At 44.9% G+C, this 26,498-nt stretch carries 20 protein-coding genes and 1 pseudogene; 1 reads left to right on the top strand and 20 read right to left on the bottom strand.

Going from position 1 to position 26,498, the window contains the following annotated elements; all coding sequences use genetic code 11:
- Positions 1 to 38: 38 nt before the first annotated feature.
- Complete coding sequence (locus tag PR808_RS16695; RefSeq protein ID WP_272539738.1) at positions 39 to 380, bottom strand: helix-turn-helix domain-containing protein; 342 nt, start codon at positions 378 to 380, stop codon at positions 39 to 41.
- 399 nt (positions 381 to 779) lie between these two features.
- Here PR808_RS16695 and PR808_RS20715 point away from each other — a divergent pair.
- Positions 780 to 1,870, top strand: a pseudogene (locus PR808_RS20715) (IS91 family transposase).
- A 67-nt stretch (positions 1,871 to 1,937) separates the two neighbouring features.
- Here the strand turns inward: PR808_RS20715 and PR808_RS16675 are convergent.
- The 19 genes from PR808_RS16675 to traW all read right to left on the bottom strand — a co-directional run bounded on the left by PR808_RS16675 (position 1,938) and on the right by traW (position 26,497).
- A complete protein-coding gene (locus PR808_RS16675) occupies positions 1,938 to 3,068 on the bottom strand; it encodes a fimbrial protein (protein ID WP_272539734.1) in 1,131 nt (376 codons plus the stop codon).
- An 882-nt stretch (positions 3,069 to 3,950) separates the two neighbouring features.
- Positions 3,951 to 4,550, bottom strand: coding sequence for a ProQ/FINO family protein (locus tag PR808_RS16670; RefSeq protein WP_272539733.1), 600 nt, complete (start codon positions 4,548 to 4,550; stop codon positions 3,951 to 3,953).
- A 705-nt stretch (positions 4,551 to 5,255) separates the two neighbouring features.
- Entirely contained in the window at positions 5,256 to 6,194 is a 939-nt protein-coding gene (locus PR808_RS16665) for a RepA family replication protein (RefSeq protein ID WP_272539732.1), read from the bottom strand.
- A 406-nt stretch (positions 6,195 to 6,600) separates the two neighbouring features.
- Entirely contained in the window at positions 6,601 to 11,727 is a 5,127-nt protein-coding gene (gene traI / locus PR808_RS16660; protein ID WP_272539731.1) for a conjugative transfer relaxase/helicase TraI, read from the bottom strand.
- On the bottom strand, positions 11,727 to 13,949 hold the full coding sequence (gene traD / locus PR808_RS16655; protein WP_272539730.1) for a type IV conjugative transfer system coupling protein TraD: 2,223 nt from the start codon (positions 13,947 to 13,949) through the stop codon (positions 11,727 to 11,729). The genes traI and traD overlap by 1 nt, the downstream gene beginning before the upstream one ends.
- Before the next feature lie 75 nt (positions 13,950 to 14,024).
- A complete protein-coding gene (locus PR808_RS16650) occupies positions 14,025 to 14,417 on the bottom strand; it encodes a hypothetical protein (RefSeq protein ID WP_272539729.1) in 393 nt (130 codons plus the stop codon).
- Between the two features lie 58 nt (positions 14,418 to 14,475).
- Positions 14,476 to 14,682 carry a TraR/DksA C4-type zinc finger protein gene (locus tag PR808_RS16645; RefSeq protein WP_272539728.1) on the bottom strand — a complete coding sequence of 69 codons (207 nt, stop codon included), beginning with the start codon at positions 14,680 to 14,682 and terminating at the stop codon, positions 14,476 to 14,478.
- A gap of 97 nt (positions 14,683 to 14,779) precedes the next feature.
- Complete coding sequence (locus PR808_RS16640) at positions 14,780 to 15,175, bottom strand: hypothetical protein (RefSeq protein WP_272539727.1); 396 nt, start codon at positions 15,173 to 15,175, stop codon at positions 14,780 to 14,782.
- On the bottom strand, positions 15,150 to 15,842 hold the full coding sequence (locus PR808_RS16635; RefSeq protein ID WP_272539726.1) for a hypothetical protein: 693 nt from the start codon (positions 15,840 to 15,842) through the stop codon (positions 15,150 to 15,152). The genes PR808_RS16640 and PR808_RS16635 overlap by 26 nt, the downstream gene beginning before the upstream one ends.
- A 13-nt stretch (positions 15,843 to 15,855) precedes the next feature.
- Positions 15,856 to 18,726 carry a conjugal transfer mating-pair stabilization protein TraG gene (gene traG, locus PR808_RS16630; RefSeq protein ID WP_272539725.1) on the bottom strand — a complete coding sequence of 957 codons (2,871 nt, stop codon included), beginning with the start codon at positions 18,724 to 18,726 and terminating at the stop codon, positions 15,856 to 15,858.
- A 5-nt stretch (positions 18,727 to 18,731) separates the two neighbouring features.
- The gene (traH, locus tag PR808_RS16625; protein WP_272539724.1) at positions 18,732 to 20,123 is read right to left on the bottom strand and encodes a conjugal transfer pilus assembly protein TraH; all 1,392 of its coding nucleotides are present in this window, start codon (positions 20,121 to 20,123) and stop codon (positions 18,732 to 18,734) included.
- A 196-nt stretch (positions 20,124 to 20,319) separates the two neighbouring features.
- Complete coding sequence (locus tag PR808_RS16620) at positions 20,320 to 20,715, bottom strand: hypothetical protein (protein ID WP_272539723.1); 396 nt, start codon at positions 20,713 to 20,715, stop codon at positions 20,320 to 20,322.
- The gene (gene trbB / locus PR808_RS16615; protein WP_272539722.1) at positions 20,712 to 21,248 is read right to left on the bottom strand and encodes a type-F conjugative transfer system pilin assembly thiol-disulfide isomerase TrbB; all 537 of its coding nucleotides are present in this window, start codon (positions 21,246 to 21,248) and stop codon (positions 20,712 to 20,714) included. The genes PR808_RS16620 and trbB overlap by 4 nt, the downstream gene beginning before the upstream one ends.
- Positions 21,245 to 21,535 (bottom strand): hypothetical protein, encoded by a 291-nt coding sequence (locus PR808_RS16610; protein ID WP_272539721.1) that lies wholly within the window; start codon positions 21,533 to 21,535, stop codon positions 21,245 to 21,247. The genes trbB and PR808_RS16610 overlap by 4 nt, the downstream gene beginning before the upstream one ends.
- 7 nt (positions 21,536 to 21,542) lie before the next feature.
- Complete coding sequence (gene traF, locus PR808_RS16605) at positions 21,543 to 22,331, bottom strand: type-F conjugative transfer system pilin assembly protein TraF (RefSeq protein ID WP_272539720.1); 789 nt, start codon at positions 22,329 to 22,331, stop codon at positions 21,543 to 21,545.
- Positions 22,328 to 24,256 carry a type-F conjugative transfer system mating-pair stabilization protein TraN gene (traN, locus tag PR808_RS16600; RefSeq protein ID WP_272539719.1) on the bottom strand — a complete coding sequence of 643 codons (1,929 nt, stop codon included), beginning with the start codon at positions 24,254 to 24,256 and terminating at the stop codon, positions 22,328 to 22,330. Before traN ends, traF begins: the two co-directional genes overlap by 4 nt.
- A complete protein-coding gene (gene trbC, locus PR808_RS16595; RefSeq protein WP_272539718.1) occupies positions 24,256 to 24,873 on the bottom strand; it encodes a type-F conjugative transfer system pilin assembly protein TrbC in 618 nt (205 codons plus the stop codon). Before trbC ends, traN begins: the two co-directional genes overlap by 1 nt.
- Positions 24,874 to 24,887: 14 nt before the next feature.
- On the bottom strand, positions 24,888 to 25,874 hold the full coding sequence (gene traU, locus PR808_RS16590) for a conjugal transfer pilus assembly protein TraU (protein ID WP_272539717.1): 987 nt from the start codon (positions 25,872 to 25,874) through the stop codon (positions 24,888 to 24,890).
- Complete coding sequence (traW, locus tag PR808_RS16585; protein WP_272539752.1) at positions 25,874 to 26,497, bottom strand: type-F conjugative transfer system protein TraW; 624 nt, start codon at positions 26,495 to 26,497, stop codon at positions 25,874 to 25,876. The genes traU and traW overlap by 1 nt, the downstream gene beginning before the upstream one ends.
- Between the last annotated feature and the right edge of the window lies 1 nt (position 26,498).

Below are 26,498 nucleotides of genomic sequence, written 5' to 3'. Positions count from 1 at the left end.
TGATAGATAATTTTTCATATATGAATCTTTATCTATCACTATCTTTGATTGGTAACCTCATAAAACTGTTCAATAATAGAAATAAATTCGATAATAAAGGTCTCGATATCAACATTCAATTTGTTGATAATCACAAGTAATCTAGGTAACGTAATATTAGTAACCCCTCCCTCGTAGCGGGAAATTTGCTGTTGGCTCACTCCAATTAGACGAGCAAGTTCATTGCCCGTTAATCCATAATTTCTTCTTTTCCGTTGTATATAGCGACCTATCATCTTATTTAGAGTAAATTCGTTTTGCTCATTAAAATGAATTTTTTTCCCTTTAACACTGATAAGGATTGTGTTATTTTTATTCATGGCGATATTATATTGACTCATTATACTTCCCTAATTAATTTTATAATTAATTATCATATTTTTACAGGAGGGTGTAAACTAAATTAAAAACAAAATTCTCTTAAGTAGTAAACCTATTAATTTTCAACTAGTTAAATTTTAAAACTAAAAAATTTAGTTTTCCATCGGTATTAATTGAAATTGAACTAATATTTTATCAATCTGCTTACGTTGAGAATGGACAAAAAATATTTAATATATTACAAACAGCACCTACGAAAGGATTATTGAACAGCTACTCTGGAAGTAGATCTTTAGAAAAAAGGTTAAAGAATAATAGTATAAATTTTTTTGATAGAACAGTTACCCACTTACGGTGGGAACTAAGACTCTGTAAGAGTAGTGCTTTATTCAGTCTCCATCGCTAGCTATAATCCATCAATGCACATACTTCGCCCCGCAAAACGCCTTTTCCAGATCGATGATTCCTGGGATCAACTCCTCGTTAAACTCGGTCATTACGTACCCGAGTGGACTAAACTCGTCATCGAACGCATGCTCGCTTGAGGGACAGGTGCCATGGGCATTCGCCGTTATTGTTGCGCATCACCGGCTTGCTCCCACACCAAATATTTCTGCCAAAGCTGCAAAAGTAAAAGTTGCAGTGCCTGTGGCATGAAAGCCACAGAGCAATGGATTGCCGAACAACAACATGTTCTCCCCGACCGTGAATGGCAGCATATTACCTTCACCATGCCGGATAAACTCTGACCAGCTTTTGCCAACAACTGGCCGCGACTCAACCAACTTTTCGCTTGCGCCGCCAATACCCCACTCAAATGGGCAAAAAAGCTCGGTATCGAAATCGACTTGTTTGTCGCTCTTCATACTTACGGTCGTCAACTCAATCAACATCCTCACATTCATTTATCGGTGACTCGCGGGGGACTCTGCCTCAAACATGGTATTTGGCACCCATTTTCTTAAAAAAGAAAATCGTTGAACGTTACTGGCGTCAGGCCATCATTGCCTTATTGCGGGAAAACTACGCGACACTGAATTTACCCACGACAGGCTTCGAGCACATCCGTGACTACCGCGATTTATGCCAGTTTCTTGAAGCTGAGTATCAGCGGCGCTGGAAAATTGACTTCACTAAAAAAACTCGAAATCCCCGCCAAAACGTCAATTATCTTGGCCATCGAACTGGGCGCCACCACACACAACGACTGAGCCAGGAAGAGATGCTATGGCGTTATATCAGTCATATCCCGTCTCGCCATTTTAAAATGGTCCGATATTACGGCTTTCTAGCCAATCGAAAGCGGGGAGTTTTATTACCGAAAGTGTATGAAGCACTGGGGATGATAGTGAAGCACTTTACGAATGTGGATCCCTACCAATGTGTGCTGTGTGGGAGCCGAATGGTTTTTAATTGTGCAGAGGCGGGACTTCGAGCCGAAACGTTATTAGATATGCGTCGTCAACAATTTAAAACTGCGCGATGGTTACGACAAGCGGCAGAAGCTTAGTTAATATAATGTTTAGCTATTCATGATGTTAAGGTCATGGATAGCCTAGTTCTATAAAAAAGTAAAATCAATGATAATTGATGTTATAGATAATAGCACCTTTTGCTAGGCCAGCGGTAATAACGGCATTCGTTTGTATATAACGAGCAAATAAAGGAACCTTTACTTGATTTGCCGCATTTGGTAACTCTATTGACTGTTTACTGTTGAATGAAACAGGAGATATAACGCCATCTTTCTCTAAAGCAATCTGTATACCAATGCCTTTTGCAGCATTAGTCCCCGCTTCTAAAGATATTATGCCCTTAAGGTTAGATATATATCCATTGGGAGAAGAAAGCGACATTGAAATTCGGTTTTTAACATTTGTTTCTCCTACGTTTACAACCCCCCCCCCAACGATCGCATTAGCATCACTATATTTAGAGTAATAACCAGGTGAAAATGCGGTGCAACCTTGTAATTCGATAGTCGCACTTTTCCAAGGGGTATAACTATTAATTCCACTAAAATCATTGTGAGTATATTCACCTAACTCCACTGAAAAATTAGGTGCAATAATATCACAGGTACTCGTAACGATCTGTATTTGCCCTGAATATTTCAATTCATAATAAGTAACAGGAAACCCCAGAAACTCTATACCTGCGATTGGGTCTGGTGAATTAATACTTGTCTGATAACTAGGTACCAGACTACCATCTAGCAGACCTGGAGATATTTTACCTATTTTTACCAAATAAAATTCGTACGAATGTACACTACTTGTAGTTGAAGAGGATATAATGCCTGGTGCCCAAGGTCTATAGTACTCTTTACCCTCAAAGGGTATAACAGAAACACCTACACCAGAAATATTTGTGTAGTACACATTCGCATTATATGGTCCCAATATTCCTGGCACAACAGGATACGGCATAGATATTATTTGACTCCTAACAAATCCAGTAATAGGAGGGTTACTATCCTTCCAATGAGTTGTATCGCAGAACATTGACGTCGACCTACCCTTAGGGGAAGAATAAATAGCCTTATAAATCACTGTTCCCACAGGAGTATCTTCCCCTACAGAAATAGAGCCTGCAAGCGTGACTGTCTCTACATTAAAAATATTCTGGGTATTACACGTTATTAATTGTGCCATACTAGCAGTAGTGTGTATTAGTAGTAAAAACAAACACCTTATAACAAATTTCATCAATGCTACCTTTTGAATAACTATTAAATGTAAATGCCCCAAAAATGTTCAGATCCAACTGAATTTTTCAACCGAACCGTAACTAAATCGAGATGACTACTAATTTCAGAAGGAGGCCAAAACGTTATTTGGCTCATCAACCAAAATGTAAGAATATTCTAAAATTCAAAATCTCCACCAAGAAAAAACGCCAAGTAACTTATGATGTTATTATATATAAATCAGGCCAATGATTATGTAAACTAAATAAATCTACATAACAAGATATATGCATTATGTTTAGTTGAAATCAACTAAACGATTCATTTCAGATACCAGATCTTTATTGATGATAAGGTTCAGTACAAACTTTTTATTATTATATATTATAGAATAAAATCATCACAATATAATCAATAGTGAGTTTAGAGTTCGGTTTAATAATTTTCATCTATTTACTTATTTATTTGAGGATGAGTACTCCAAGAGACTATAAATATTCCTAACCGAAGAGGTGCAATCAATTACATTTGAAATAATAAGTAATCAGAATAAATAGAAAATGCTAATTATTATCTAAAAAATCATAACCACCCGCATAGCAGGTGGTTTTATGCTTAATTCGCGTAAGCATCTTAAACATAAAACCATAAAGCAAAAAATTCAAATTAAAAATTTGCACCTAAATTAAAGGCAAATCAACTGAAATTATACTCATTAAAGACCCTCCTCCCCGTAATTCAAATTATCTAAAGTGCTTGGAATTGAGCAATAGTGAACGTTGGAGGAACAACTGCTTTTGGGCCTTTTTTTTTCAACTCGCCTTTCAGATAAAACAGAGTTACTGAGATAACAAAAGAGAGCAAAACATTGTCACAACTAACGTTTCTCAATTAACATCTTCTAATCATAATTAACCATTGTTCTAGATAAATCCCCTACTCTCGATCGTTGCTTAGTAAGTTTTTGAATGCGTTTTAACGTATCGGCGACATCCGATTCCGTGACAATCCCATTCGGTTGACCGTCTTTATCATAGCGTACTGCGCCTGGCATAATCGTGGTACGGTATTTCACACTGTGACTAATCGCTGCAAGGCTGCGCTTCATTTTTTTATACGATATCGGCAATTCACGCACCTTTTTATCAGCAAATAAGGCTTCACGTATGCCAACCGCCATCGGTCGAAGTTGTCCATCAGGAAAGAGGTGTGGCCAATATTCTGAGAGGTTCGCGATAGCCTTCTCTAATGAGAGATGTTGTTTTGGTGGCGTCGGGGGAATGACTTTTTTCTCTAACGGGAGGACAACCGCTTTCTGTTTTTTCTCCAGCGGGGACATCACCTTTTTAGGAGGTTGGTTTGGCGTTATTTTGGCAGGTTTATTGGGTTTACGTTGTGAATTGATCACCACTTGTTTACGGCGACGCGAAATAACGGGTGCTGTATTTTCTGCAACGTTTTCAGTTGTCGTCCGTTTTAAGGTCAATTTTTTGCGTTCCATACCATCCTCACACCAAAATCGCTTTTATTCTCAATGCATTAATAGCAGATTATCACGAAATTTCACCGAAATCACCCGCCCATAGGGCTGTAGACGGCAAATAATATGACAAAGAACAAACAAAGGTGAGGGCCGTCGAGACCCGCGTCAGCGGTTACACGCTGTTTAATGCCCCAATCCGTCCCCTGTCCTGGTTGAGCGGAATAAAATTAAAACCGTCATTTTGTTTGTTTGACCCTTTGAAAAACGCAGTGAGACGGACAAGAGGCGTAGCCTCGATGAACGGCTGTAACTGCGCGTTAAGGTGGCCAGAGGCCAGCTTTACGGGGGCAATCGCACAATGCTGACACCGTGTTCTGAGCGACAGCCATTTATGGCTTGTAAGCGAAGGCTTTATTGGGTTTATCTCTTTAGAGTGTGCGGCTTGAAAAAGCAGAGCCGCAACTCCTTTTATTAAAAAGGACGTTTAGTTCAGAACCTAAAAACGAATTTAACTCTAAAACCCCAAACGGATTCGAAGTTAACTGCAGAGAATAAACGCATTCGAAGTTAATAGGGTAAATATCCAACGAAAATAGTCGCGATGTCATCGTCGAGATGAATGGAGAGATTAGAACAACGAATTTCCTGTTCAAAAAACAGGCTATCCAGATTTAGGACGTACGAAACCACCGCCAGTCAAGGCGGTAAATTTAACAAGATGAATTAAGAGTCGGGTAGGTGCGCGAGGTAATGCAGATAAAGAGTCTGCCCTTGAACACTCGGGTACAAGGCCTTCATTTGACGCTCAAAGGCCATGACTGCTGCAATAGGCTGCGTCACCTTCCAAGCTTCAAAGCGACGCCATGCGGCGTGTTCTGGGCTTTCTGGCGCTTCCAAACTTTTGGCTAACGCTTTCTTTTCCTTCAATGCCTTAGCAAGATGTTTCTTTTCTTGTTTGAGCGCTTCATCTTTCCCAACCACGAGGGTTTTGAGTTTGTTGAGTAGGTTGCGAAGTTTGTGTTTAGTATCCAGTGATGCCACATTCGCCCGCACAAGTCGCAAGACATGTTGGGCATAGCGTTTTTGGTAGCTCTCTTTTAATCCCTTCTTTTCCATCCAACGACTAAAACTGGACACCACTTCGCGGAGCTCTAACACGGAAAAACCGAGTCCATGAAAAAATTCAGGGCGTATCCAAATACGCATGGCTTTGTATTGTTTGGCCTCAATATCAAAATCGCGGTCAATGACAATCAGGTTAGCTTGTTCCCAATCGCGCAAGGCATGGAGTATGGGGTCATAACTTTTACGCCCACTGTCATAGCGAAACAGTTGACCACACACTTCCGCCAACTTCTCCACCGAGCACATCACTTCAAACAGTGCGTCACTTTCAGGGTTATAATCCGCATACGCAATCATGGCCATTGCCAACGCATCAAAGGTTTCTCGACGCTCTGAACGCACCGATATCCGTTGCTTTCGGCTATAGCGTAGTTGGTAAATGTGGGGATTTCGGTTCCAGTCGTGGCACTTTAATGCGGCCGCAAAGCGACGCACAGGCACTAATTTCGGTAATTGCCCCAAAAATTTTGGAGCATAATGCCGATGAATTTTACCGACGAAACAAGTAACTGCAGAATTTGAGATAGCATTATTCATGCTTCTCCGCACTTATGTTGTACGGAAGGAGTTGAATTTTTTTGCGCATAATTCTATACTCCCCACTAGGAGTTCAACATACCCCTAGCGGAATTACTCTGATGGCCCCTGATAATCTTTTCGACCCGCCAAGATTGAAGAAGATTTCAGGGGTTTTCTATTTGGGGTCACAACACTTTTCGTGTATTACATCCCAGTTCTTGCCACCTTTCGGCGTGGCGACCACAAAATTCACATCAATTGTCGGCTAATCTAGCACTCTATGCAAATTCAAGCAACGTCTTCACGATAAAGACGCCATTTACTCACAAAAACTGTGATAAAATTTGAGGTTTACAAAGGAGAAAACTAAATAAAACTGGCGGAAATCACCGACAATGCGGGTTAAAAAATAAATAACAGTGACTTAATCACCAAATTCACGGTCTCGATATTTTTCTATCACGATTTTACGCTCTTGCTGGCGCAAAACTTCCCGTTGTTGTTGCTGATGTTCACGCTCAAACTGAACGGCCTTTTCAATGACTCGTTCTTTCGCCTCCATTAAGTCATGTTCCCCTTTCAGCAAACTGTCACGCTCTTGCGCCATCACCTGCCGCAGTTCGTCTTCGTTCAGTTCTGGCACTTTAGGCTCGCTGTTCGCTTGCTGACGTAGGGCAGCTTCAGCCTCTTTTAAGGCTTTATCAATCGCCTGCTCCTCTGGGGTTTGCAGATTTTTCGGGTCACTGTCTGCATTATCGGTTTGCGTGGCATTTGGGTTTGCATAGGCGTTATCCACTTCACCTTGCGTGATTTTCTCAATCATGGCCGTGTGTAAACGTTCATCCGGATTGAGTTGCACCACCACACCCTGTTCGGGTTGCTGTGCCATCGTCTCAAAGGCGGACTCAAAACTGTTCACAATCACGGTGTGCCCGTTTTGACTCGGTTTGACGACAATAAATTGCGCCTGCTCGCTCCCGAGTAAACGCCCTTCAGCACGAAGCCCCTGCAATTTATCCTCTTCAAGTTCAATCGCTTGTAATACCGTACCTTGGGCTTTACCGTGTTCATCAAATGCGGGCCACGCCACATGCGGTTCGGGGTGCTTGGTGGACGGATAAACAAACTTCCCTTCATGGGATTCACCGAGCCCCATTTGCCGACTTAAAGCGCGACCAATCGCCGTATCATTAAGGGGTTTCGCATGGTCAAACAATTGATTACCCACTTTGGCGGCACGGTCTTGTTCAGCTAACAACACGTCGTGCGCCGTCTGCCGGTTCCCTGGGTTCTCAATGGCTTTTGTCCATTTATCCAAGTCATCACTGTAGGTTTGGACATGGGCTTTAGTCCGAGATAAAGCCACATACGCATCCCGCAAGGTGGCCAGCATACGTCGTCCTGATTCGGCACCGCCGAGGACAATCACATACAGGCTACTTGCCCCTTGGGCTTTGTGTGCCGTGCCCGCATAGCCGTAATCCAGATGTTGGTCTGTCAATTCGCTATTCGGATTAAGGATGCGTGACTCGTCACCCTTAGTAATGGTGATTTGCCCGTTGCCACTAACTTCACTGACCGTCCAATCGCTGTTCATCACGCGTCCACGCTCTTTGTCTGTGCGGGTAAAGTTAATTTTTTCACCAGCAGCAATATGGCGCGTTTCTTGGCGGTAAATACCAATATCCCGCAAGCTACTTTCAAAAGCCGAGAGTAAATGCCCTTTGCCTTGTTCATCAACCAGGGTCACAACTCCATCACTGATTCCCTCTCGGGTCACTTCAATCCGATAGTACTGTTCTTGGATGAGCGCTATTTTGCCAGCATGTTTCACCAGTCCCGCTGTTGATAACAAGGCCTCTGTGCGCGTACTCTCACGCACCAATATCGGGACGTCTTTTCCCCCTTGTAATTGCCCTTGCTCGACTAAAATTTGATGAATACCGCGATTAAGTTCATCTTTATCGCGGTTGGTTTGCACCACAATCAGCGTCTCTTTTTGCGCTTCAGCTGTTCGTCCGCGATAGTCATCGAGAATATGTGTGATGACCTTGTCACCTGAATTTATCACCGACTGTTCGGGGTGTTCCGCCCCCGCTCGACGGGGAACCACATCCGGTGTCACGCGATTCATCGTATCCATCGCAGTTTGAATATTGCCGGCTATGATGGCTTCAATGGCAGGACGAAGCTCGGGTCTTTGCCGCACAATTTCGTTCACAACCGCAGTCGTCAGTGCTGAACGGTCTTGCGCGAGGGAAAAAGGTGTACCACTGTCCACCGACAATAACTGCGCCCTATCCCCTGAAATGGGCGCTCGCCCGCCACCGCGCCCAATCACATCTAACACCTCAGTCATAATTTTGTTACCGACCATCGACCCTTCATCCACTAAAAAGAGGGTGTTTTTAAAATCCAGCACTTCCCCTTGCTGTTGGCGTTGGTTGGCATCCATCAAGAAAGCATGCAAGGTTTGTGATTTCACCCCCACTGCCGCCATTTCCCCGACGGCTCGGTGCGTGGGGGCAAGACCAATCACTTCCGGTCGCTGCGCAGCAGGGAGTGCATCCAGTGCCTTGATAACGGCCTTCAGCTGGGTCGTTTTCCCCACTCCTGCATAGCCTTGTATGCCGACAAACTGGTCGCGAGTGGTTAAAATCAATGTGGTGGCGGCCTTTTGCCCCTCCGTTAACCCTTCCAGTACGGCATCAGGGACAGACTCCATCCGCGGGGTTTGTGTTCCTTTGCCTGCTAAAATGGTGGTCAGGATTTGCTTTTCCATCTCCCACGTACTGGCCGTCACGTAATGTTGCTGGGCGGCACCTTTACCACTGGTTACAGGTATAATGGCTTTTTGGGCGACTAAGCGGTCAAAGGCTTTCCCCAGCGATTGACTGTCGAGCAAGTTGTGTAATGGTAACGCTTTGGCAATCGCATCGATACGCGAGAAAAAAACCTGACTCTCTTGTGCCAACACTATCCCTTGTTGTAACGCTTTTTCGGGTTTAGACCATAACGCGTGCGCGGCATTATCGGCGGCTTGCTCTATGGCTTTGCCGTCTAATCCTTCAACCCCCGCTAACTGTCGCGCTTGCTGATAGACTGGCGAACGCGATAAACGACGCTCAGTTTCCATCTTATCCAGTGGCGTATACACGGTAATATGTTCACCACTGCGTGCAGCCGTATTGAGTAATGTAGGCTGTGTATCACGCGCAGACGCGGCCAATAACACCGTGCCCGTATCGTTAGCCTGTTGCCCTGGGGCGGTAACATAGCTGTAATCAGCTTTGACGCCGTCCCGTACATCAATCCGATGCGTTTTGCCGTTGAAATTAACCATAATCGCATTTGGCATAAACCCAGTTACCGTGACCCTGTCACGTGCAGAGAGCTTATTTTGCTTCGCCAATATCGTTAATTGCTCACCTTGCTTGATGTCCATCGTTTGGCGCTGATACGCACTCCATTGGCCATCAAATTGCTGCGGTTTCATCACCTGCTTTTGTCCTTGGCTATCAAGTAAAGTGACCGACCGGGTTTTCGGCGTCACACGGTCAATGGTGTAGCGTTCAACCTCTTTCTTGTCCGCATTCCAACGCTCCATTACCATACCTTCACGGTAACTGTCGATTTGCTTGCGCGAATGGCTGTCGAGCCACACGGGTTTGAGCTGGGTCACCGTCACCGTTTTTTCACTGAGCATGCCGCGATCGGTGAGCGTTTGGCGAATGGTGTCGGTGACAATTTTTTGCTCCCGAACGCCACTGACCTGCGCAACCACGGGTTTCATGTCGCTGTGCAGCTGTGCATAATCCGCCGCCAGTGCCGCATAACGATGATTTTTATCGGGAATGTGTGCCGTTTTCACCGTTAAGACAGCTGAAGCCTCGCCTTGAAAACGTGGCACCCCCGCATCTTGTAAGGTGGCCAACACGTTCCCCGTGCCTTTACGGCCGCCACTGTCCATCATGAGCACCTGCACATTGGCAGATTGGGCGCTTTCCAGTAGAGATAAGGCCGATTTCAATGACAGTTTTTCGGCATTGGCAACCACCAAAGTACTGTTGGGTTTAAGCGATTGACCATCACCCAGGGTCATTTTCGGCACAGTGGCAAAGCGATTATCATTGGCAAACGCTTTACCGCTGGTCGCATCAAGGGTCATCACCGCCACATCACGCCCTTGCGATTGCGCCATCGTGACGCCTTCTAGTACGCCATCTCGCTGCGCTTTACCGAGTCCTTGACTGGCAACAATCGCAATATTGGGTAACGTATCGGCCACTTTTTCCATCACGGGAGTGAGGGTTTCTGTCCGCGCCTGAAAACTGACGGTACGGTTATGTTGCTTCATGTCAGTGGCAATTTGTTGCAGCTTCAGCTCGTCCATCAAATGAATGGAGGAGGTAAACAACCCTTTTTTCTCATCGAGTGGGATAAGTTGACGCTGTTCAATCGCCACATCAATCGCTTCACGCACCTGCGCTATCATGCCCGCACGGGCTTCTAAACCACCTAACGATTTGGCGAGCACTTGGCTGTAGGTCATACTGAGTTGTTTATCACTGAGTAACGCGATGGCATCGGTGACGGCGCGTGTAATATCGGGTTGAATCTCCCTTGAAGCCTGCCCCACCTCCCCTTTGGCAAGACGCTGCTCGGCTTCAGCGTAAAACGTTTTACGCGCTTCAGAACCAAAGCCATTTTTATCCAAGCGGTCAAACCAGTCGGTTAATAACTCACTTTTTTCAGGGGTTGTTTTGGCCTGACGGGTATCGAGGGCCGCGACATCACGGGATTTGAGTGAGGCTTCATGCCCTACCGCATCCATGATTTGGTAATGCCGCTGAGAAAAAGGCACAACAGGCACCCCTACTATTTCCCATAACCCATTTTTTCCCGTTTCATGGGTTTGCATACCAAAGCTTTCCACTCGCTCACGTAAAGCATGGCGGTAGATTTGCCCTAATGACACTTGTAATGCATAAACTGCTTCACTGAAGCCACTTTTTTGTTGTGTATCACTGGATAAGGTACGCCACTCGCCATTGTGTTCGGTCATGTTCATCACAAGGGCATGCGTATGGACTAAGGGGTCATGCTCGCGGGACGTATCATGGTTAAATGCCGCAATAACCAGGTTTTTGGTCATTTCCAGTGAGGTTTTGCCCTCAACCATCACTCGCGTTGACGCGAGGCTCTCCACCTCTTTCAAGGCGACCTCGACGGCATGATTATGTGCGTCAATCATGCGTTTATCGCCCAGTACAAGCCCTAATACAGAGACACTTTTAGGTGCCGAAAAGGTTAAGTCTTGTCCTTCACGGTGGACGTTTTTACCGTTTTCCATGCGCTCAAGACTTTGGCCATTGGGTAGACGTCCCTCCAATATTTCACCCAGTTGCTCTTTAGTAACTTCCCCTTCTAACCCGAGTGATTTAGCACCTTCACCCATCCAGCGAGCTTCAAGGTTGCCGAGGAAATAATAATTATCTTCATGGGTATAATAATTTGCCGCATTATTCGCGATAGGTGCAACAGTCAGCATCACCACATCTCCGGTTCATCATGAGTATCATTACGGTTAGTCTGTTTCGAATGTGAAATATCGGAATGGCCTAAAATTTCCTTTTCTTCTTGCCGCATGCGTGTATAGCTGTCATACAGGTCTTGGGAGTTTTTCTCTGGTTCAATAACTGGTCCCAAAACTTCACCTGTTTCTGTATCCACCTTGACGTTATCAATGATGACCTCTTGCCCGCCTTGGGATTCCAGTGGATTGCCAGATGCTGCGGTTTCCGAAGTTATCGGAGTGGAGTTTTGTGTGACTGACTTCGGTGTGAGTTCAACGATAGACTGTGGTTGAGGTTGAGCCACTTCCGTGTCGGTGTTGTTTTGTGTGGTCTCAACAGGCGTTTCAATCGGCTGACCGCTTATCAAGCTATCAATGACCTGATTGACGCCGTCAGGGAGTGTACCCATTTTTAATCGCTCGTTAATTTCAGCTTCAATCTCTTGGTCTAAGCTGTCATTAATCGCACGAGCCGTGAATTCGGCCGCAACAGGTTTGATTTTTTCATAGCGCATCGCATGTTTCACAACAGGATATTGACCCGGTAACGTGATATAACACGTTAAATCTGGTAACGATTGCACATCGGAGTAGTTAACTAAGTCACTGTCTTCTTGCTGCTTATTAAACGAAACCCCGTCACGTACCGTCTCTTTACCGTAACTGTATTGCTCACTGAAGCGTTTGATCCGCTCTTGCCCGAGTTGGTCACGTACCCACTTAGCGACACTTTCATCGGGTGACCGAAAGAATAAGCGCGTATTAAGCAAATCCATCAAACCATCAGCTTTATCACGACCATAAATGACATCTAATTGAGGTTTATTTTGAAAACCAAGCGCAAAACACCCACCAAATTTTCGGCCTTCTGATACCACTAACGGTAACTCGGGCAGTTGATGTAACTGAGCCATTTCATCGTAAACAAACCAAATACGTCGCTCAGGATTTTCCCCCATCTCTAATAAACAGTTAGCGGCTTGGGCTAACCACATGGAAATTAACGGTTTTAAGGATTCATGCTGGCGAGCATTACTTGTTACCCAGAGCCAACCATGTCGCTGTTTAGGCTCATTAACGGTTTTCATCCACTCACGTATGGAAAAAGGTTCCTTACCATTACGTTCTATACCTTGAAGATATCGCAAAGATTTAACATAGTTAGTCAGAACCCCTCGGATTGAAATGGCCGTTTTTTCCACTTTCTCTTCCATCAAGTTACTGGCTTCAGTACCTGCGACATAAGTTCGCAATGTTTTTAAATCAATCGCTAAAAGCGTCCGCAACAACTTGTTATAACTGCGTTTCGGGTCAGAACTGAGTTTATTGGCTACAGCCGTAAAGATGGTGCGCGCCGATCCTGTCCAAAAGGGATCTTCCGACGTACTTTGTGGAATAAGCGTATTCGCCATGCTGTCAAAATCAGGTGTCGTGAGACATTCCCGCCACAAATCCCAATTTTCACAACGTTCGTCTAATGGATTGAGCAATTTATCGATGTTTTCGTTGTAGTGCTTTTTGACCAGAGAACACCCCTTATCGAACACAATCACCATATCGCCCCGCTGACGTAATTGAATAAGCAGCTTATTGATTGCATTCGATTTCCCTGACCCAGGTGTGCCATGGAACAACATATTTTGAACTTCACTGTTGAGTTTCAACGGGAGCCCATCAAACGTGATCGGAGAGGCTTCACGGCGTGAATGGAGCATATTACGGACTAGCTTAATATCTTCCGTGAGTGTACGGCCACCAATGACATCGTCTTTGGCTTGACGCTGACCTAAACGGTGCAAAAAACGGTAAATAACAAAGGCGAGAATGCCGACAAACACGGAGGCCCACACAAATGAGAGCCAGAGTTCTTGCAGAAAGATGTCACCTGCATACATCATGTAGGGATCTTTTAAAATATTGGCCGACGTAAATCGAAAGAGTTGGCCATCAAAATGCACATCATAAAGCGGCGGAACTCGATATAAGGCTTTCTCGCCCGCAGACGTGAAATACAGCCACCAATACAGACCGCCATTTTTAATTTCTTGTAGAGGGACTTTTAAATAAAAAATTAAGGGTAATAAAATTAAATAAAAATTCACGAGCCAAAAAGAAATCCGTTTATTTACCTGCATGAACATGCCGAGCATATAGCTAAAGACTTGTCCACCCTGCGTAATATGCTTGGTTGAACTCATAATAAGATCACTCTGTCAAATAAAGAGAATATAGAGAGACGTACTCCCTACATATGAGATGAAAAACGAAAGGAATTATTTTTTAATGCTGAGTGATTTTTCTAACGATTTGATTTTATCATGTGTCACAACAGCACAAAATGTAATCGCATATTCACGATCTCGACCATTCAGAAAAGCGGGTAAATTCAATTTCGGTAAAAACCGTTTTAATTTCATCAGTTCTTCAGTTATTTGACGACTAGTCGACTCCGAGACTTGGTGGTAACTTAAATCAATGGGTAGATTTTGTTCGGTTGCATTATTGGGGTATTTATCACCGACAATATAATCACTGCATTCTAAAATAAAGTCGGTGTATTTGGGGATATATGTATCTTCATTTTTTAATGTTGATGAGAAAGAAGCATTGGTAAATAAAAATAATAACCATGCGATCCCCACTTTATTCAGTGTTGATTTATTCATGATAACCTCAAATTAGAATTCGATATAAAATGTAGGTAGGGTTAATTTAAAAGCGTGATTATCTTAGGCGAGAAAGCTCTTGGCGCTCTATACAACTAACACAATGTTGCACACCGGTTAAGGCGGTTCTGCGTGCCAGCGGGATACTATCACCGCACTCGACACAAACTTTTGCACTTTGACCTTGATACTTTGCACGTTGACTCAATCTTAAAGACAGCAAAAACTCACTCTCAGCTTGAGAGACATCAATTTCATCCGCCATTGGAAACCTCTTGAAACGAGAGGGACTATTCCCCTGAAAAATTTATTATTTAGGGGAATAGTCCGTTAACAAACGAAGTGCGTTAGGAATATTAATATTATTTACACGGGAACTTTTCTTTTAATGCCATTACAGCAATAAAAGCAAGTCGTTCATCGCCTGAAACTGAATAGTTACCTAAATATTCATCAACATATTCCATTAGCTCTTTCCCACTGAACTGGTATTTAGGGGGAGAGCAATAGAATTTTTTTATTTTATGGTCATTTACGGTTTTTTCACCATTAACAATACTTACAGCCGCCTCAGTAAATATAATTCCTTCTATTAAATTATCAAATGATGCCTCTATTATTTCATTCGACCTGACTTGGTCTGAATGCCGTTTTAACTCCAAATAGTCCCCTACGCTACTAGCATAAGTAGTGGTTGTTAATAACAAAATACCAATACCAAACAACCCTCTTTTAATAATGCGAATCATACGTTCCATATATATTTCCATGTGAATCAAAACAACTGTCTACCATCGGAAGGCCAGAAGCGGGATTGATAGAGGAGTAGCCCATATCACTCCCACCCCATGAAAGGCTATCGGTCTGAGAAAAACCATTAGAGTGATAAAGAGAATGGTCAAATATACTAGCATGACAGGTAAAGCTCTCATGATGCTCAAAACCAATATTTTGAGCCGAGGATAATTCACTATACCGATAAGGCCGATCAAAAATTATATTCGTATTAGAGTGTGAGTCTAAGTTTGTGTTGTTAAAATGAAATTTTTCAAACGTTAAATTCCATCGTCCACAGTGCACAACGAATATTAACCCAAAAAATAGGGTATTAACCGCGATCAATAATGAAATCACTATATTTAATTCATGCTCCCGCTCAGGGAATATCACAGCAATGAGCACCAGCCCGATAAAAAAGAGAGGAGTATTCACTTTTATATATTGTTTAATTGTTATTTTTAACTGCTTGAAATAATAAAAATGACGATATGCATGACCACTCGAAATCAAGAGTAAAAAAAAGTTAACTAAACAATAACGACGACCAATAACATGTCCTGACTTTGTTTGATAAATAAATAATCCAATACAAAGAAAACATAAAACAATATTATTGAGTATAATAAACCGTTTAAATGAGAACACGCAATCCCCTTATTTAATCACTATTCCTTTTATTATATTCCTCTTGACTCATAAATCCATTATTGTGTGGCGTTTTTTCGACACGACGCGTGTCTGTAATTAAGCCAGCCTCCATTTTCTTCTCTTTTTCTTTTTCTAATTTATCCTCATACTTTTTATTCTGTTCTTGATAATTTGTATTGATATTTTCCTTATGCTTTATTATTTCTGATTCCCCAGACTGAATATCTTGTTTCACTGTATCAAATTTACCCTGATATTCCTGTTCTTTTTCGGTAACTTTTTGCACTGTGTCATATTTTATCCCCGCCTCTTCACTCATCGTGTTAATCCGCTGCCGATTTGCCTGATGAGCAGCAATTAAATCATCACCCGATGGCATCGAGTTGGCGGTATCTCCGACGCCTTTAGCCTCAATATCCCCCCGATTTTTCGCATATTCCTGCTCCAATTGAGGTAACAAGCGCTCTTTCATAAAAGATTGAGCCAACGCTTCCCGTTCTTTAGCAATCTGCATATCACTGGTATTCCCCAATAACGCCTCGGCACGGTCTGGTGCTTTTTGACTCACATAGCTGGCAAACTCTTGGTCTAAGTTTCTGTCTATTTGCGCGCTGTTGTTTTGTGCAAAGCTGGCCATCTCACTGCTTTCCTGACTTTCAGCCTTGCTACGCGTATATTGTTCATATTGATTTTTCGCAATGGTTAATGTCGCCCCAAACTGGTCTGCTGCCGAGTTGGCTTGATTTTCGTGACGATTCGTTCCCTCGGATAACTTACTGCTATTTAATAGCTCCAGTCCTTGATTAAAGTCTCTCGAGGTTTGAGAGCCAGATTCACTGCGTGCATCTTGATTGCGTGCATTGCGATCTTGAATACTGCTTTGCTTACTGTCGGTATCTTTTGTACCGCCCTCAACATATCCCCCTCCCCCAAAGCCTGAAAAGGAGAAGCCGCCTTCAGCTTTAACGCCCATTGACTTGGAAACATCAAAGTTTTCACTCACTAATCGTGCCAAAGCTTCCTCCTTGCCAATATTATCTTGTTTCGCTAGCGTTTCTGTCGCATTCATCATCATTTTCACACCTTTAGACTGGGCGGCGGTAAGTCCTGAATCAGTCGAAGTTGAGGCCGTCGAGCTATTTCCTGCCTGTTTATTCAACTGTGTGAGCTGGTTCCACCCTGAATTGATTGCGCTTTGGAATGAATGCATCGACTGCGCGGCACGGGTTTCAGCATGTTTCGCACTTTGCTGTAGCGAACTCACCATTGCTTCACTGCCTTTTATGGATATCGGTAAACGTGACATTGCCCCACTGGTATCCATGATTTCTTGACCACCACTGGTCACCGTGTTTGTTGCACCGCTAGCGAGTTGTCGTGTCATTTGACCATCACGGAAACTCGAGTTGGTATCCCACTTATTGCCCGCTACATTGTCAGTCTGCATATTATTAAACGCCCAAGTTCCATCTGCAGCTTGCGATGAACTCGCCGAGGCAGAGCTGTTAATGGCCGTACCAAGATAGTTCCCCGCTTGTGCAACAGCGGGCCCTAACCCTTTCACTATCGCCATGGCAATAAAGGGAATAGACAACGTTAGCCAACCCGCAATTAGCCCAATATCACTGTGAATTTGCTGAATATGCGCCTGGTTCGCTAGGTTGAAATCCAATCCATTGGTTTGCCCACGCAAATAAAAACTCGTTGCATGATTGAGTATGGCGAACATCGGTGCCCAGGATTGCAGATAAATAATGGACATGATGTAGTTAAATAACATGCGCGTCGTCAGCGCATGAACGGTCATCAGCAAGATAAAAATGGGAAATAACGCCACAATTAACGAAAACAGAATGGTATACAACAACGGCGTAAAATTGGTCGCCACCGTTGTTGATGTGGCCCATGAAAGCCGCATTTTGTTATACGATGATGTGGAGGCTAAATTCACTAAACTGGCGGTATCGCCACTTTGTGCACTGTATCCAGCAATCCCTTGTTTAAGCGCATTCATGACCACGGAATTTCGCATTAACTGACTGGCAGTTTCACTACCTGAGTAGTAATAATTGTAACTGTCCCCAAGCATGGCGGTAAACAACACATTCGCATCAGGACGACCGCCAAAAATACGTTTAACCGTATACACCCACGTTTCTCCACCCGTTTCCGTATCGACACCAATCGCGGGCATTAGTACGCGTTTAGCCAAGTCTTCACATGTCCAAAACCCCGCAGGTTTAGCTTTTTTATTTCCCTCGGGAACCATGACTCCGCGTAAAGGACTCGGTTTCTGGAAAACTAGGAGGTAGGGGTCTCGGGTATTCATCAGTTCTTGAAAGGAATATTTGTGATTAATCAGAATATCCCCGATGACACAGTTTTTGGTGTACAAACTCATTAATTCAGCAATATCGCCATCCGTCGACATGATATCACTGAGATTCCCCACCAAATTTGCCCCAAATAACATGCCCGTTTTACTGTAACTCAATGAGTCTGGTGCATGAAAAATCAACTCATACAGCTCCGTTAAACTCGTACCAATCGAACTAATCATATGCGCAGGGGCAGCTAACCCAAGGGGGACATTATCGACTAAATAGACACCGAGAGGGTCAGTTCGGTCAATGATTTGCACAGAACGCTTAGGCCCAAGGAGCACACTGGAAACCAAGATAATGTAAGCGGCAAACTTGATAACCTCCTTCGGGTCATGCCCTCGCAGATACACCACAAAGAAGGAGGCAGCGGAAATCAGCAACGCAATGCGGAACATGGATTCCCACGATGAAGAACCCACAATCGCCGCGACGCCATTGAAGACCTGCATTAGGTATTCACCACCGCCTAAAACATACACCGTATCGATAGACGCCATCTTCATCACCCTCCCTGATTTGATTTTTGTTCTGGGGTAAACATATTGAAATGATAATTACGCTGGTAACGCTCTTGGAGTTGACTGGACGTCTGCTGACGCAAGTAGCTCATCTGCCGCTCCATTTCCATCAACACATTGGCTTTCACTTCAACCTGACGCTGTAAGTCTTCCAACTGGCGGCTGGCCTCAGCGACGTTTTTACGTAAAACATCCAACGGCTGTTCGGGAAAGTTACGGTTTCCTAAAGCAATTTTGGCTTGGTCAATCAGCTCGAGTAGGTATTGAAGTAAAATGTCATACGCAATGTAATCGGACAGCGCGGGCAAGATGGACACATTGATATTGAGCTGCATCGGGTCAACCAAATATTTCAAAATAGGCACCGACGTACTTTGAATAAATCCTTTCTCACCCAGGGTTAAGGCAATATCCTCTTTTAATTTACCTTGAATTTGCTGAATGATTTTTTTAACCAATGAATTCAAGCCATTGTCTTTACTGATGGTAATGGTTTTTTTCTTCAGTTGGAGACAGCCATTAACCGAAACGCACCCTTCGATACTGATAGTGCCACCGTACATCAATGCTTTAATTAACTCCTGACGGTTTACTTTGGGAACAGTCGTGGTCACGTCGCCATTGTCTTTGCCAAAAATTAACGTGCCCGTCAGATTCATAATCAGCTCTTTGAGCTCGTCATCGCCATCCAACATTTTGTTGCTGTTAAGCACTTCCCACATGAGATTTTTATTTTGGATGATTTGGTCTTTCATGTTTTTAGGGGCGCGATTAAACGCATCATTCATTTTCCCCCCGACAGTACAACCCTGGCGCGATGCCGCCCAGTCTGCGAACATATTGGTTTGCCCTGCAATATCTTGGCAGATTTTTAGCGACTGTACGGTATTCGTTGGCCATAAGCCGCCCACAATCCCTTGTGCCGCTTGGCAGGAAGAAATATTCATACTGTTAATACCGGAAATCATACCTTGTAAGAAATCTTTGGCAGATTTCAATTCAGGCACCGTGGTTTGCAACGCCAAGTCAAAGAAATAACCGGTGGAGTTTTGCATTAATTGTTTCACAAACTGCTGAAGCTGCTCACCATTGATGTAAGAGAATGACCCCAAATATGCATCAATCCCCCCACACCCTGCATTGATATTTGGCGGGGTAAATGAGGCAATTTGTAACTGTTTGACTTGATTGCGAATAAACAAGTTGCCGCCCGTGGCATAGCCTGCGGCTTGCCCTTCCCATGCTCGGGCTTCGGTCGCATTCCCTTCAAAACCAAGTTTATTGAAAAAGTTATTCATGTCGCCATTCACATTGGCAACTGCCGCTGTGTGACTGAATAACGCCGAGCACATGACAGCAATGAGTCCTTTACGCATTGTAGCCTCCGCATTGAATATCAACATGCCGACACAACACACAGGCAGGGTTTATCGCCTTATTCCAAGACAGAGTAAGGGTAATTAAATCATTCATTTTATGTAAACCTTATTGAGCGCCATCACCCGCAAGGTCATTGCGTGTCGGCATTAAAGAGTAAAGTGAGATTAAAAAGTGATAACGAACTAAACCGCTTTATTGGATTGGATAAATAAAACCAAACTCGGTGATGAGCATCTTCTCGATAACTGCAAAGTCATGATTGATAGAAGGCCGCCAATAGCGATAAACCCATCGATGATGTCCACAAAGTCTCAGTGAAAAACACAATTGATAGGCATCATTAAATCTTCCCTCAATCATCCATCCCCAGTTTAGTTTGGGTAACGGTGATTCCATATCCTCCCGCAATAATTGCTCAAGTCGCCCAGCATCTTCCGTTGTAGACATAAACGCGATATAGGGCTTCATATAGTCAACAGGACAACCATGCCCTTGACAGGAGGCATAGGTACTAAAGCCGCATTGATTGAATGTATTAACCAACGACTCAATCAGCGGGTCTATGATGTGATAATCACGTTTTTTCATTTAGCTAACATCAAGTTACTGTTAACGCGGTTCATCAAATCTTGCATATCAGTCAACCCTTGTAGGAGCGGATAAGTGCGTAGCGTATTCACTTCCACCAAGAAAACCGTGGGCGTGATGACTTGTAACCCTGCACCAAAAAAAGACTGCACGACGTCAGGCGGGGCGGGAATGGCATTCGGAAAAGCCATATCCCCTTTCCCATCGAGCGTATACGGGAATACACTTAATCCCGTTTGCGCAGATAACAACGCAAGTTGCGGGTCAAATTGATGACAATACGGGCAACTCGACTGCATAAAGAGGACTAACGTATAATCATTCAAATTCACCACTTTGCCATTGGGTAACGAATACGGTTTCACTGGCGGTTTTGCAGGAACAATCGTTTCAGGCTTGAAAGTTTCAGTGCTCATGTTGGACTGAGAGTTCGCCGCCGTTTTATGGGACTCTAGCGCGGCAATTTCATCCATCACACTTGCCTGAGCGACACTGAAACCGAGCAGCAAAACGAAAAAGAGTAACGCTCTCATGGGTGTTTCTCCTTATTTCCACCGCCCTGAAAGACTTGCCAGGCACGAACAGCTGCATACAAAAATCCAGCCACACCCACCGCAGCCCCCACGGCAAAGATAAAGACCGTACCCATATCTTGTACCCATTGAAGAGTTAACAGTAAATCGTCAGTGATACTGACTTTACGCACCTTCAGTAACACTTCAATCAAGCCCCAAAACACCACGGCCGCTATCATGAGCGCAATACCGACATACAATAACGCATTCTCAATTAATCGAGCTTTTAAGGTTCTTTCCATCATTTTATTCTCAATAGTTCGGAGTAAAATCGGTCGCAATATCTAAAAAGCGACGTTCTAGCGCATCTTGCGTCATAAAACCGTAGGCTAACGGCTGGTAAGATTCGTTTTTCGGGTCAACCAAGAACAGGGCAGGAAAATGCGTGATTTGCATTTTCGCCACTTGCCCGTTGTCTGGCTTAGTATTTGGCAATTGCTGACTACGTTGTCCATCCACCGATATCGGGATCAGCACGACCCCATGTTGCTCGGCAAACTGTGCCACCACACTGGCTAACTGGTTATCCAACGGCTCACCACCCCGATAAAAGAAGAACAATCCATACTGCGACGCTAACTGCGAAATGGCCTGTTTTTCTTTATTGCGTAATGTAGAAAGCTGCTGAGGCACCGTACTGTTATAAAAGGAATGCTCCAAGTTGTAATCGAGCGCAGGATGTAGCAGCAGGGCTTTTTGCACAGAGCGTTCAAACTTGCCAGATTGATTGAGCCAATACCGCTGAAGTGCCACGAATTTCGCGGCATTCTCAGGGGTTGGCTGCATAATCGCAGTGTCTAACGCTTCTGCGGTTAGCTTTTGCATGACCTTTTTTTGTAAGGTCGGTGATAACGTCGAAAGTGGGATTTGCTCTGGCTCTGGCGGCGCTTCCTCGTCTTCTGGTTGCGGTTCGTTATACCAGTGCCAACCGACGATAGGTTCATCCACATAGGTTCGCGTTTCAGTTTGTTCGCTATGGTTGGCCAATACGCTTCCTGATATCACCAAGCTGACAAGCGATATTAATACAATCCGTTTCATCCTTGCCCTCCCTGACCTTGTAGGCCATTGGCGATTTGATTTTTTACGCGGTCAATCAGTTCTTGGTCAGCCGGAATATCGGAGCCCGACTCCAAATCGGAATAGAAATCCGCAAAGTTCAATCGGTCAAAGTTGATGGACTGCAACTCATCGACGGTGATACCGCGACAGTCACTGTTTTTGGCGCTGCCAAACCCAATCCGTAACTGCCCACCACGCCCTTGCTCTTGCACAATTTTGGCGAGCTTACTGTCAAACACGCAGTAGGCTTCTTTCTTCTGAAGACACACCCCGAGGACTTTTTTGGAACAATAGGAACCGACATAAATGGTGAGATTGCGACTTTTGGCTTTGCCCAAGGCCTTTTCTTCACTGTCACAATGCGCTAAGCCAACATCGTTACCCCAGCCACCACTTTTGCAACAATTACTGAAACCCATTGCCGCTTTACGACAGGTGGTGCGCTTACCCGTAAACGCCTTCACATTGACATCATTAAGCTCTGCCACATCTTCCCCTGCGGCGGCTACTGCGGCTAACGCCGATACCGCTTTTTGGAAACTGTTCGCCTTGTCATTCTTAATTTGGTCACACTCTCCACTGGCACAAATCAGCTCTGTCCCGCAAAGCTGGGCGGTGCCACTTAAGCCCTTCTGGCATGAAAAGGTCGCCTGCTCACGAAGACAAGAACCGCTTACGGTCTCCTGACATACTGTGCCAACTAACGTACAAGCTTTGTTATTCATGTACTCTTGGCAACTACCATTGTCTGCACTTTGTGAGACATAGGTGTCTTTATATGCCCAACAATCGCTGTACAAAGTGAAACTTTTCCCCCCATACGTGACGGTCTTCGGCCCGCCTTTTTCCGTACACTGCGTTGCTATCTTCACCTCTTCCGATTTATCAAACGGACACTCTTCCGTCCAAATAATTTCGGGATTGGCTTCCACATCGTCGTATTCATACGTGAAGGTGACATTGACGTTAAAACCCCCTCTATAATTGTTGCCGTAGTATTTTGAAGTTTTGGTCAGTAAGAACTTTTGCCCTAACGCCACCTCCTGGTTCACCGCAAATGACGTGTGGATCTTTCCGACCCCATCATGGGTATAGTAATTACAGTGGTCATTCTCCCCGCCCGAACATGAACTGCTCGCACGGGGGTATTTCACGACAGTCACAGGAAAGGTTTTCCCGAAAAACTGCATCTTTTCATCAACGGAGTTCATACACGTTCTTGCACTCTCCCGTTCGCCACAATCACTGTTATACGGGATAAGCACCGCGTCAGAATCCAATGACACTGAAATGAGCTTGCCCGCCTCAGGGGATAAAAATTCATGTCGGTACGCCATCGGGCGCACACGGCTATTCAGCTCTAACCTCACCGTTTTCGTCACCTTGCGGGTCTTTTTCACGATTTTAGCATTGAGTTCAATCCGTGCGGTTCGCGTACAGGCCAACTCCACGGCGGGTGTTCGGTCACATTGGTGACTGGTAAACTCCGTTTTATCGAGTACCACTTCTTGGCAGAGCCCCGTATCCCCGCCAGTGATATCCTCGGCTTTATCCCGCATATCCAGCCCCCCTTTAATAAAGGGCGCATCCAAATCCAGCTTATCTTCTGGCTTATTTTTGAGCACATCCATGGTCAGTTGCCCCGCCTCATTACTGTGTAAAGCTTTGCTCCCCGCCTGCTCTAACCCACCACTTCCGCCCGACGTTACCCCACCGTAATAGCCGCTCTCTGACGGGTTCGCGGTATAGTTCGGAATGATATTGGCGGGATTGGTGTTTTTTATCGTGTCCGTGCCCGTGTTTTTCAGGCTATTCGCAAATTCCGACCCCGCTTTATAATCATTGGCCGCAAAGCACAGTGACAGAACGCCAACCCCGCATAACGCAATCAATAACCGTTTCATTATCGTGCCCTCGATACTAGCCAATCTCGAGCGACCTCATGACAATCGCCACTGCTGGCAATCCGTTCAATGGCCGATATCAAACGGATATTGCCGTACATCACATCAAAGCCTTGTTCACAGCGAACGACCAGTGCAGGCACTTGTGTAATGCCGTATTGGGCAAAGGTTTTTGGGTCAATTTGCACGCCCCCTTCACCCGTGTCTTTCGTCAGTTCAAACACCGCCGAGGCCGTTTTACGAAAGTCATTGTCAATCAAGCCATTAATCAAGGTGGGGATACCAAGCTGCGTGGCTTCAGGCACCATCTGTTTGAGCCCCGCTTCGGGAATAGAAAACGACACAAAGTAGACAAAGGGACTTTCCTGCTCAGTTTGTTCTTTAGCCGCATCAGCGGCTTGTTGCTGCGCTTGCTGCTGTTTGGCCAATAAATTATCTATCCAGGCTTTATCCTTAGCGGAAATTTCAGGCGGTTTAAATCCCTCTGGCGGCAAGGACTGTTCGAGCAAGGCCGCGCTTTGGTCACGCAGCTGCTCTAAAAACTGTTGGTCATCCGTTAAGGCATAACCCGTCGGCACAAGCACCAGACTTGCGAACAAAAATAAAAGGAATTTCATGAAAGTACCTCGTGTTAGAGGAAAACGCAGTTACGTTTACGCCAGATGAGATAACCGAAGTTTTTACGGCTGTTGGGTGAAGCATGCCCCGTTTGCCAGCGCATCACCGAGCGACCAAAGGGATGACATTGCCCTGTATCAGGGTACATGTTCACCATTTGATAGCGATAACGGTCTTTCGGGATAATCGGGGACGGATAGGTGTAACACACCTCCTGATTCTTCCCGACGCTGTTCATCACCAAACCTTGCCGATGCAACTTAAATGCCATGCGCTCGGAAAGCAGAACCGATGAGGCCTGCGGGCTAAATTCATTGCTAGTATAACCTGTAAACGGATACATGCTGCCTTGAGAACCCGCACACCAAAAGAGCGCATTTAAGGGCTTGCTGCCAATACTGGCAATCGCATCGGCGGCACACGCCCCTTGAGCAATGGGATTGGCAAACACAAACGCTTCAGGGGCAATAATCGACGACAACGAACTGTCGTTCCATAAAGGGTCTAGCTCGGACAAATAAGCAATATCCATATCCCCCCGCTCTAAACAACCTGCCGACGTGATGATATTGAGCCAATAGGTCAGTGGGTATTTGTACCAATGCACATGGTAGAACGCCCCTTGGGTTTCGGGGTCATTTTGCGTGCCTTTGCCCGCGCCCATTTTACCCACATTGATGTTAAAGCCCCCTAAATTCACCATGCAATACGGTGAACGGGTCACATCCGTCAGGGCAAATGGCTCCCAATAGCCAATGGCAAGGCCAATACGGTATAAAATCCCCATCGGGCAAATCTGAATAGGACTGGACGGGTTTTCCGTATCCGGTGCCACACCTGGAAATACAGGCACATTACCAATGGTCATCGGGAACAAACAATCCCAGCAAATATCGGTGATCGGGTTAACGAAATTGCCCTCACACAGCGCATCGGCTTTCGTGGGGGTTGACAGAAAAACACTGCCGAGTAAACACACACTGACCAGCCATTTTTTCATTAACGCCCCTCCTGCATTGCCGCCGACGCGATTTTGAGTTTTTCGCCCTCTTGTGTCACCACCGCGGGGATATACTGAAGCCCGAGTTGACGACTCAAACTGCCTCCTTGGTCAAAGAACACACGGGTATTCAGCGCCTGCGAGGCCTCCTTGATATTGCCGTTGGTTAATATGACTTTGTAGCGCAAGGTGGCGGGTTGCTGGGCATTCATCCACGCGATTTGGCGCGGATCATCCGCATCTAAAAAATACAGGGTTTGCCCAAGCGCCACGTGACTCAGCGGGTTAATTTTGTCGCCTTGACGAGCAAACACCACGCCATTGTGATCGGCATAATCGCCTTGAACCGTAAACGTCGGGTCGTACCACAGCGTGTGTGCTTCCGTATCGGTACTGAGCCACTCCACAGGCGGTGGACGCAGGGTATTTTCAATCACGCGGTCTTTAAAATCCTGCTGCATCAGCGCGATTTCCCCCGTGCCCTCCATCTGCTTTAACCGCCCCTGGATAAAGTCCAACATGCTTTGCTCTTGAACGGGGTAGACATCCCCCCAGACCCCGAGATCTTTGGCGGTAACAAGACAAGGTAAACAAAACAACATTGCCAATGTAGACTGTCGCATT

This window comes from Providencia sp. PROV197, assembly GCF_028479625.1.
Taxonomy (GTDB): domain Bacteria; phylum Pseudomonadota; class Gammaproteobacteria; order Enterobacterales; family Enterobacteriaceae; genus Providencia; species Providencia vermicola.
Note: the sequence above shows the minus strand (reverse complement) of the source record. Positions and strands in the feature narration are given on the sequence as shown.

What these genes read in the sequence shown, in the direction of transcription:
- traU (WP_272539717.1), bottom strand. Translation starts at nt 25,874, where the DNA reads ATGAAAAAATGGCTGGTCAGTGTGTGTTTACTCGGCAGTGTTTTTCTG.
- traG (WP_272539725.1), bottom strand. Translation starts at nt 18,726, where the DNA reads ATGGCGTCTATCGATACGGTGTATGTTTTAGGCGGTGGTGAATACCTA.
- traW (WP_272539752.1), bottom strand. Translation starts at nt 26,497, where the DNA reads ATGCGACAGTCTACATTGGCAATGTTGTTTTGTTTACCTTGTCTTGTT.
- traF (WP_272539720.1), bottom strand. Translation starts at nt 22,331, where the DNA reads ATGAAACGGATTGTATTAATATCGCTTGTCAGCTTGGTGATATCAGGA.
- traD (WP_272539730.1), bottom strand. Translation starts at nt 13,949, where the DNA reads ATGAGTTCAACCAAGCATATTACGCAGGGTGGACAAGTCTTTAGCTAT.
- PR808_RS16665 (WP_272539732.1), bottom strand. Translation starts at nt 6,194, where the DNA reads ATGAATAATGCTATCTCAAATTCTGCAGTTACTTGTTTCGTCGGTAAA.
- PR808_RS16645 (WP_272539728.1), bottom strand. Translation starts at nt 14,682, where the DNA reads ATGGCGGATGAAATTGATGTCTCTCAAGCTGAGAGTGAGTTTTTGCTG.
- PR808_RS16675 (WP_272539734.1), bottom strand. Translation starts at nt 3,068, where the DNA reads ATGAAATTTGTTATAAGGTGTTTGTTTTTACTACTAATACACACTACT.
- PR808_RS16670 (WP_272539733.1), bottom strand. Translation starts at nt 4,550, where the DNA reads ATGGAACGCAAAAAATTGACCTTAAAACGGACGACAACTGAAAACGTT.
- PR808_RS16650 (WP_272539729.1), bottom strand. Translation starts at nt 14,417, where the DNA reads ATGAATAAATCAACACTGAATAAAGTGGGGATCGCATGGTTATTATTT.
- PR808_RS16610 (WP_272539721.1), bottom strand. Translation starts at nt 21,535, where the DNA reads ATGATGGAAAGAACCTTAAAAGCTCGATTAATTGAGAATGCGTTATTG.
- traH (WP_272539724.1), bottom strand. Translation starts at nt 20,123, where the DNA reads ATGCGTAAAGGACTCATTGCTGTCATGTGCTCGGCGTTATTCAGTCAC.
- trbB (WP_272539722.1), bottom strand. Translation starts at nt 21,248, where the DNA reads ATGAGAGCGTTACTCTTTTTCGTTTTGCTGCTCGGTTTCAGTGTCGCT.
- traN (WP_272539719.1), bottom strand. Translation starts at nt 24,256, where the DNA reads ATGAAACGGTTATTGATTGCGTTATGCGGGGTTGGCGTTCTGTCACTG.
- traI (WP_272539731.1), bottom strand. Translation starts at nt 11,727, where the DNA reads ATGCTGACTGTTGCACCTATCGCGAATAATGCGGCAAATTATTATACC.
- PR808_RS16695 (WP_272539738.1), bottom strand. Translation starts at nt 380, where the DNA reads ATGAGTCAATATAATATCGCCATGAATAAAAATAACACAATCCTTATC.
- PR808_RS16640 (WP_272539727.1), bottom strand. Translation starts at nt 15,175, where the DNA reads ATGGAACGTATGATTCGCATTATTAAAAGAGGGTTGTTTGGTATTGGT.
- trbC (WP_272539718.1), bottom strand. Translation starts at nt 24,873, where the DNA reads ATGAAATTCCTTTTATTTTTGTTCGCAAGTCTGGTGCTTGTGCCGACG.
- PR808_RS16620 (WP_272539723.1), bottom strand. Translation starts at nt 20,715, where the DNA reads ATGAAAAAACGTGATTATCACATCATAGACCCGCTGATTGAGTCGTTG.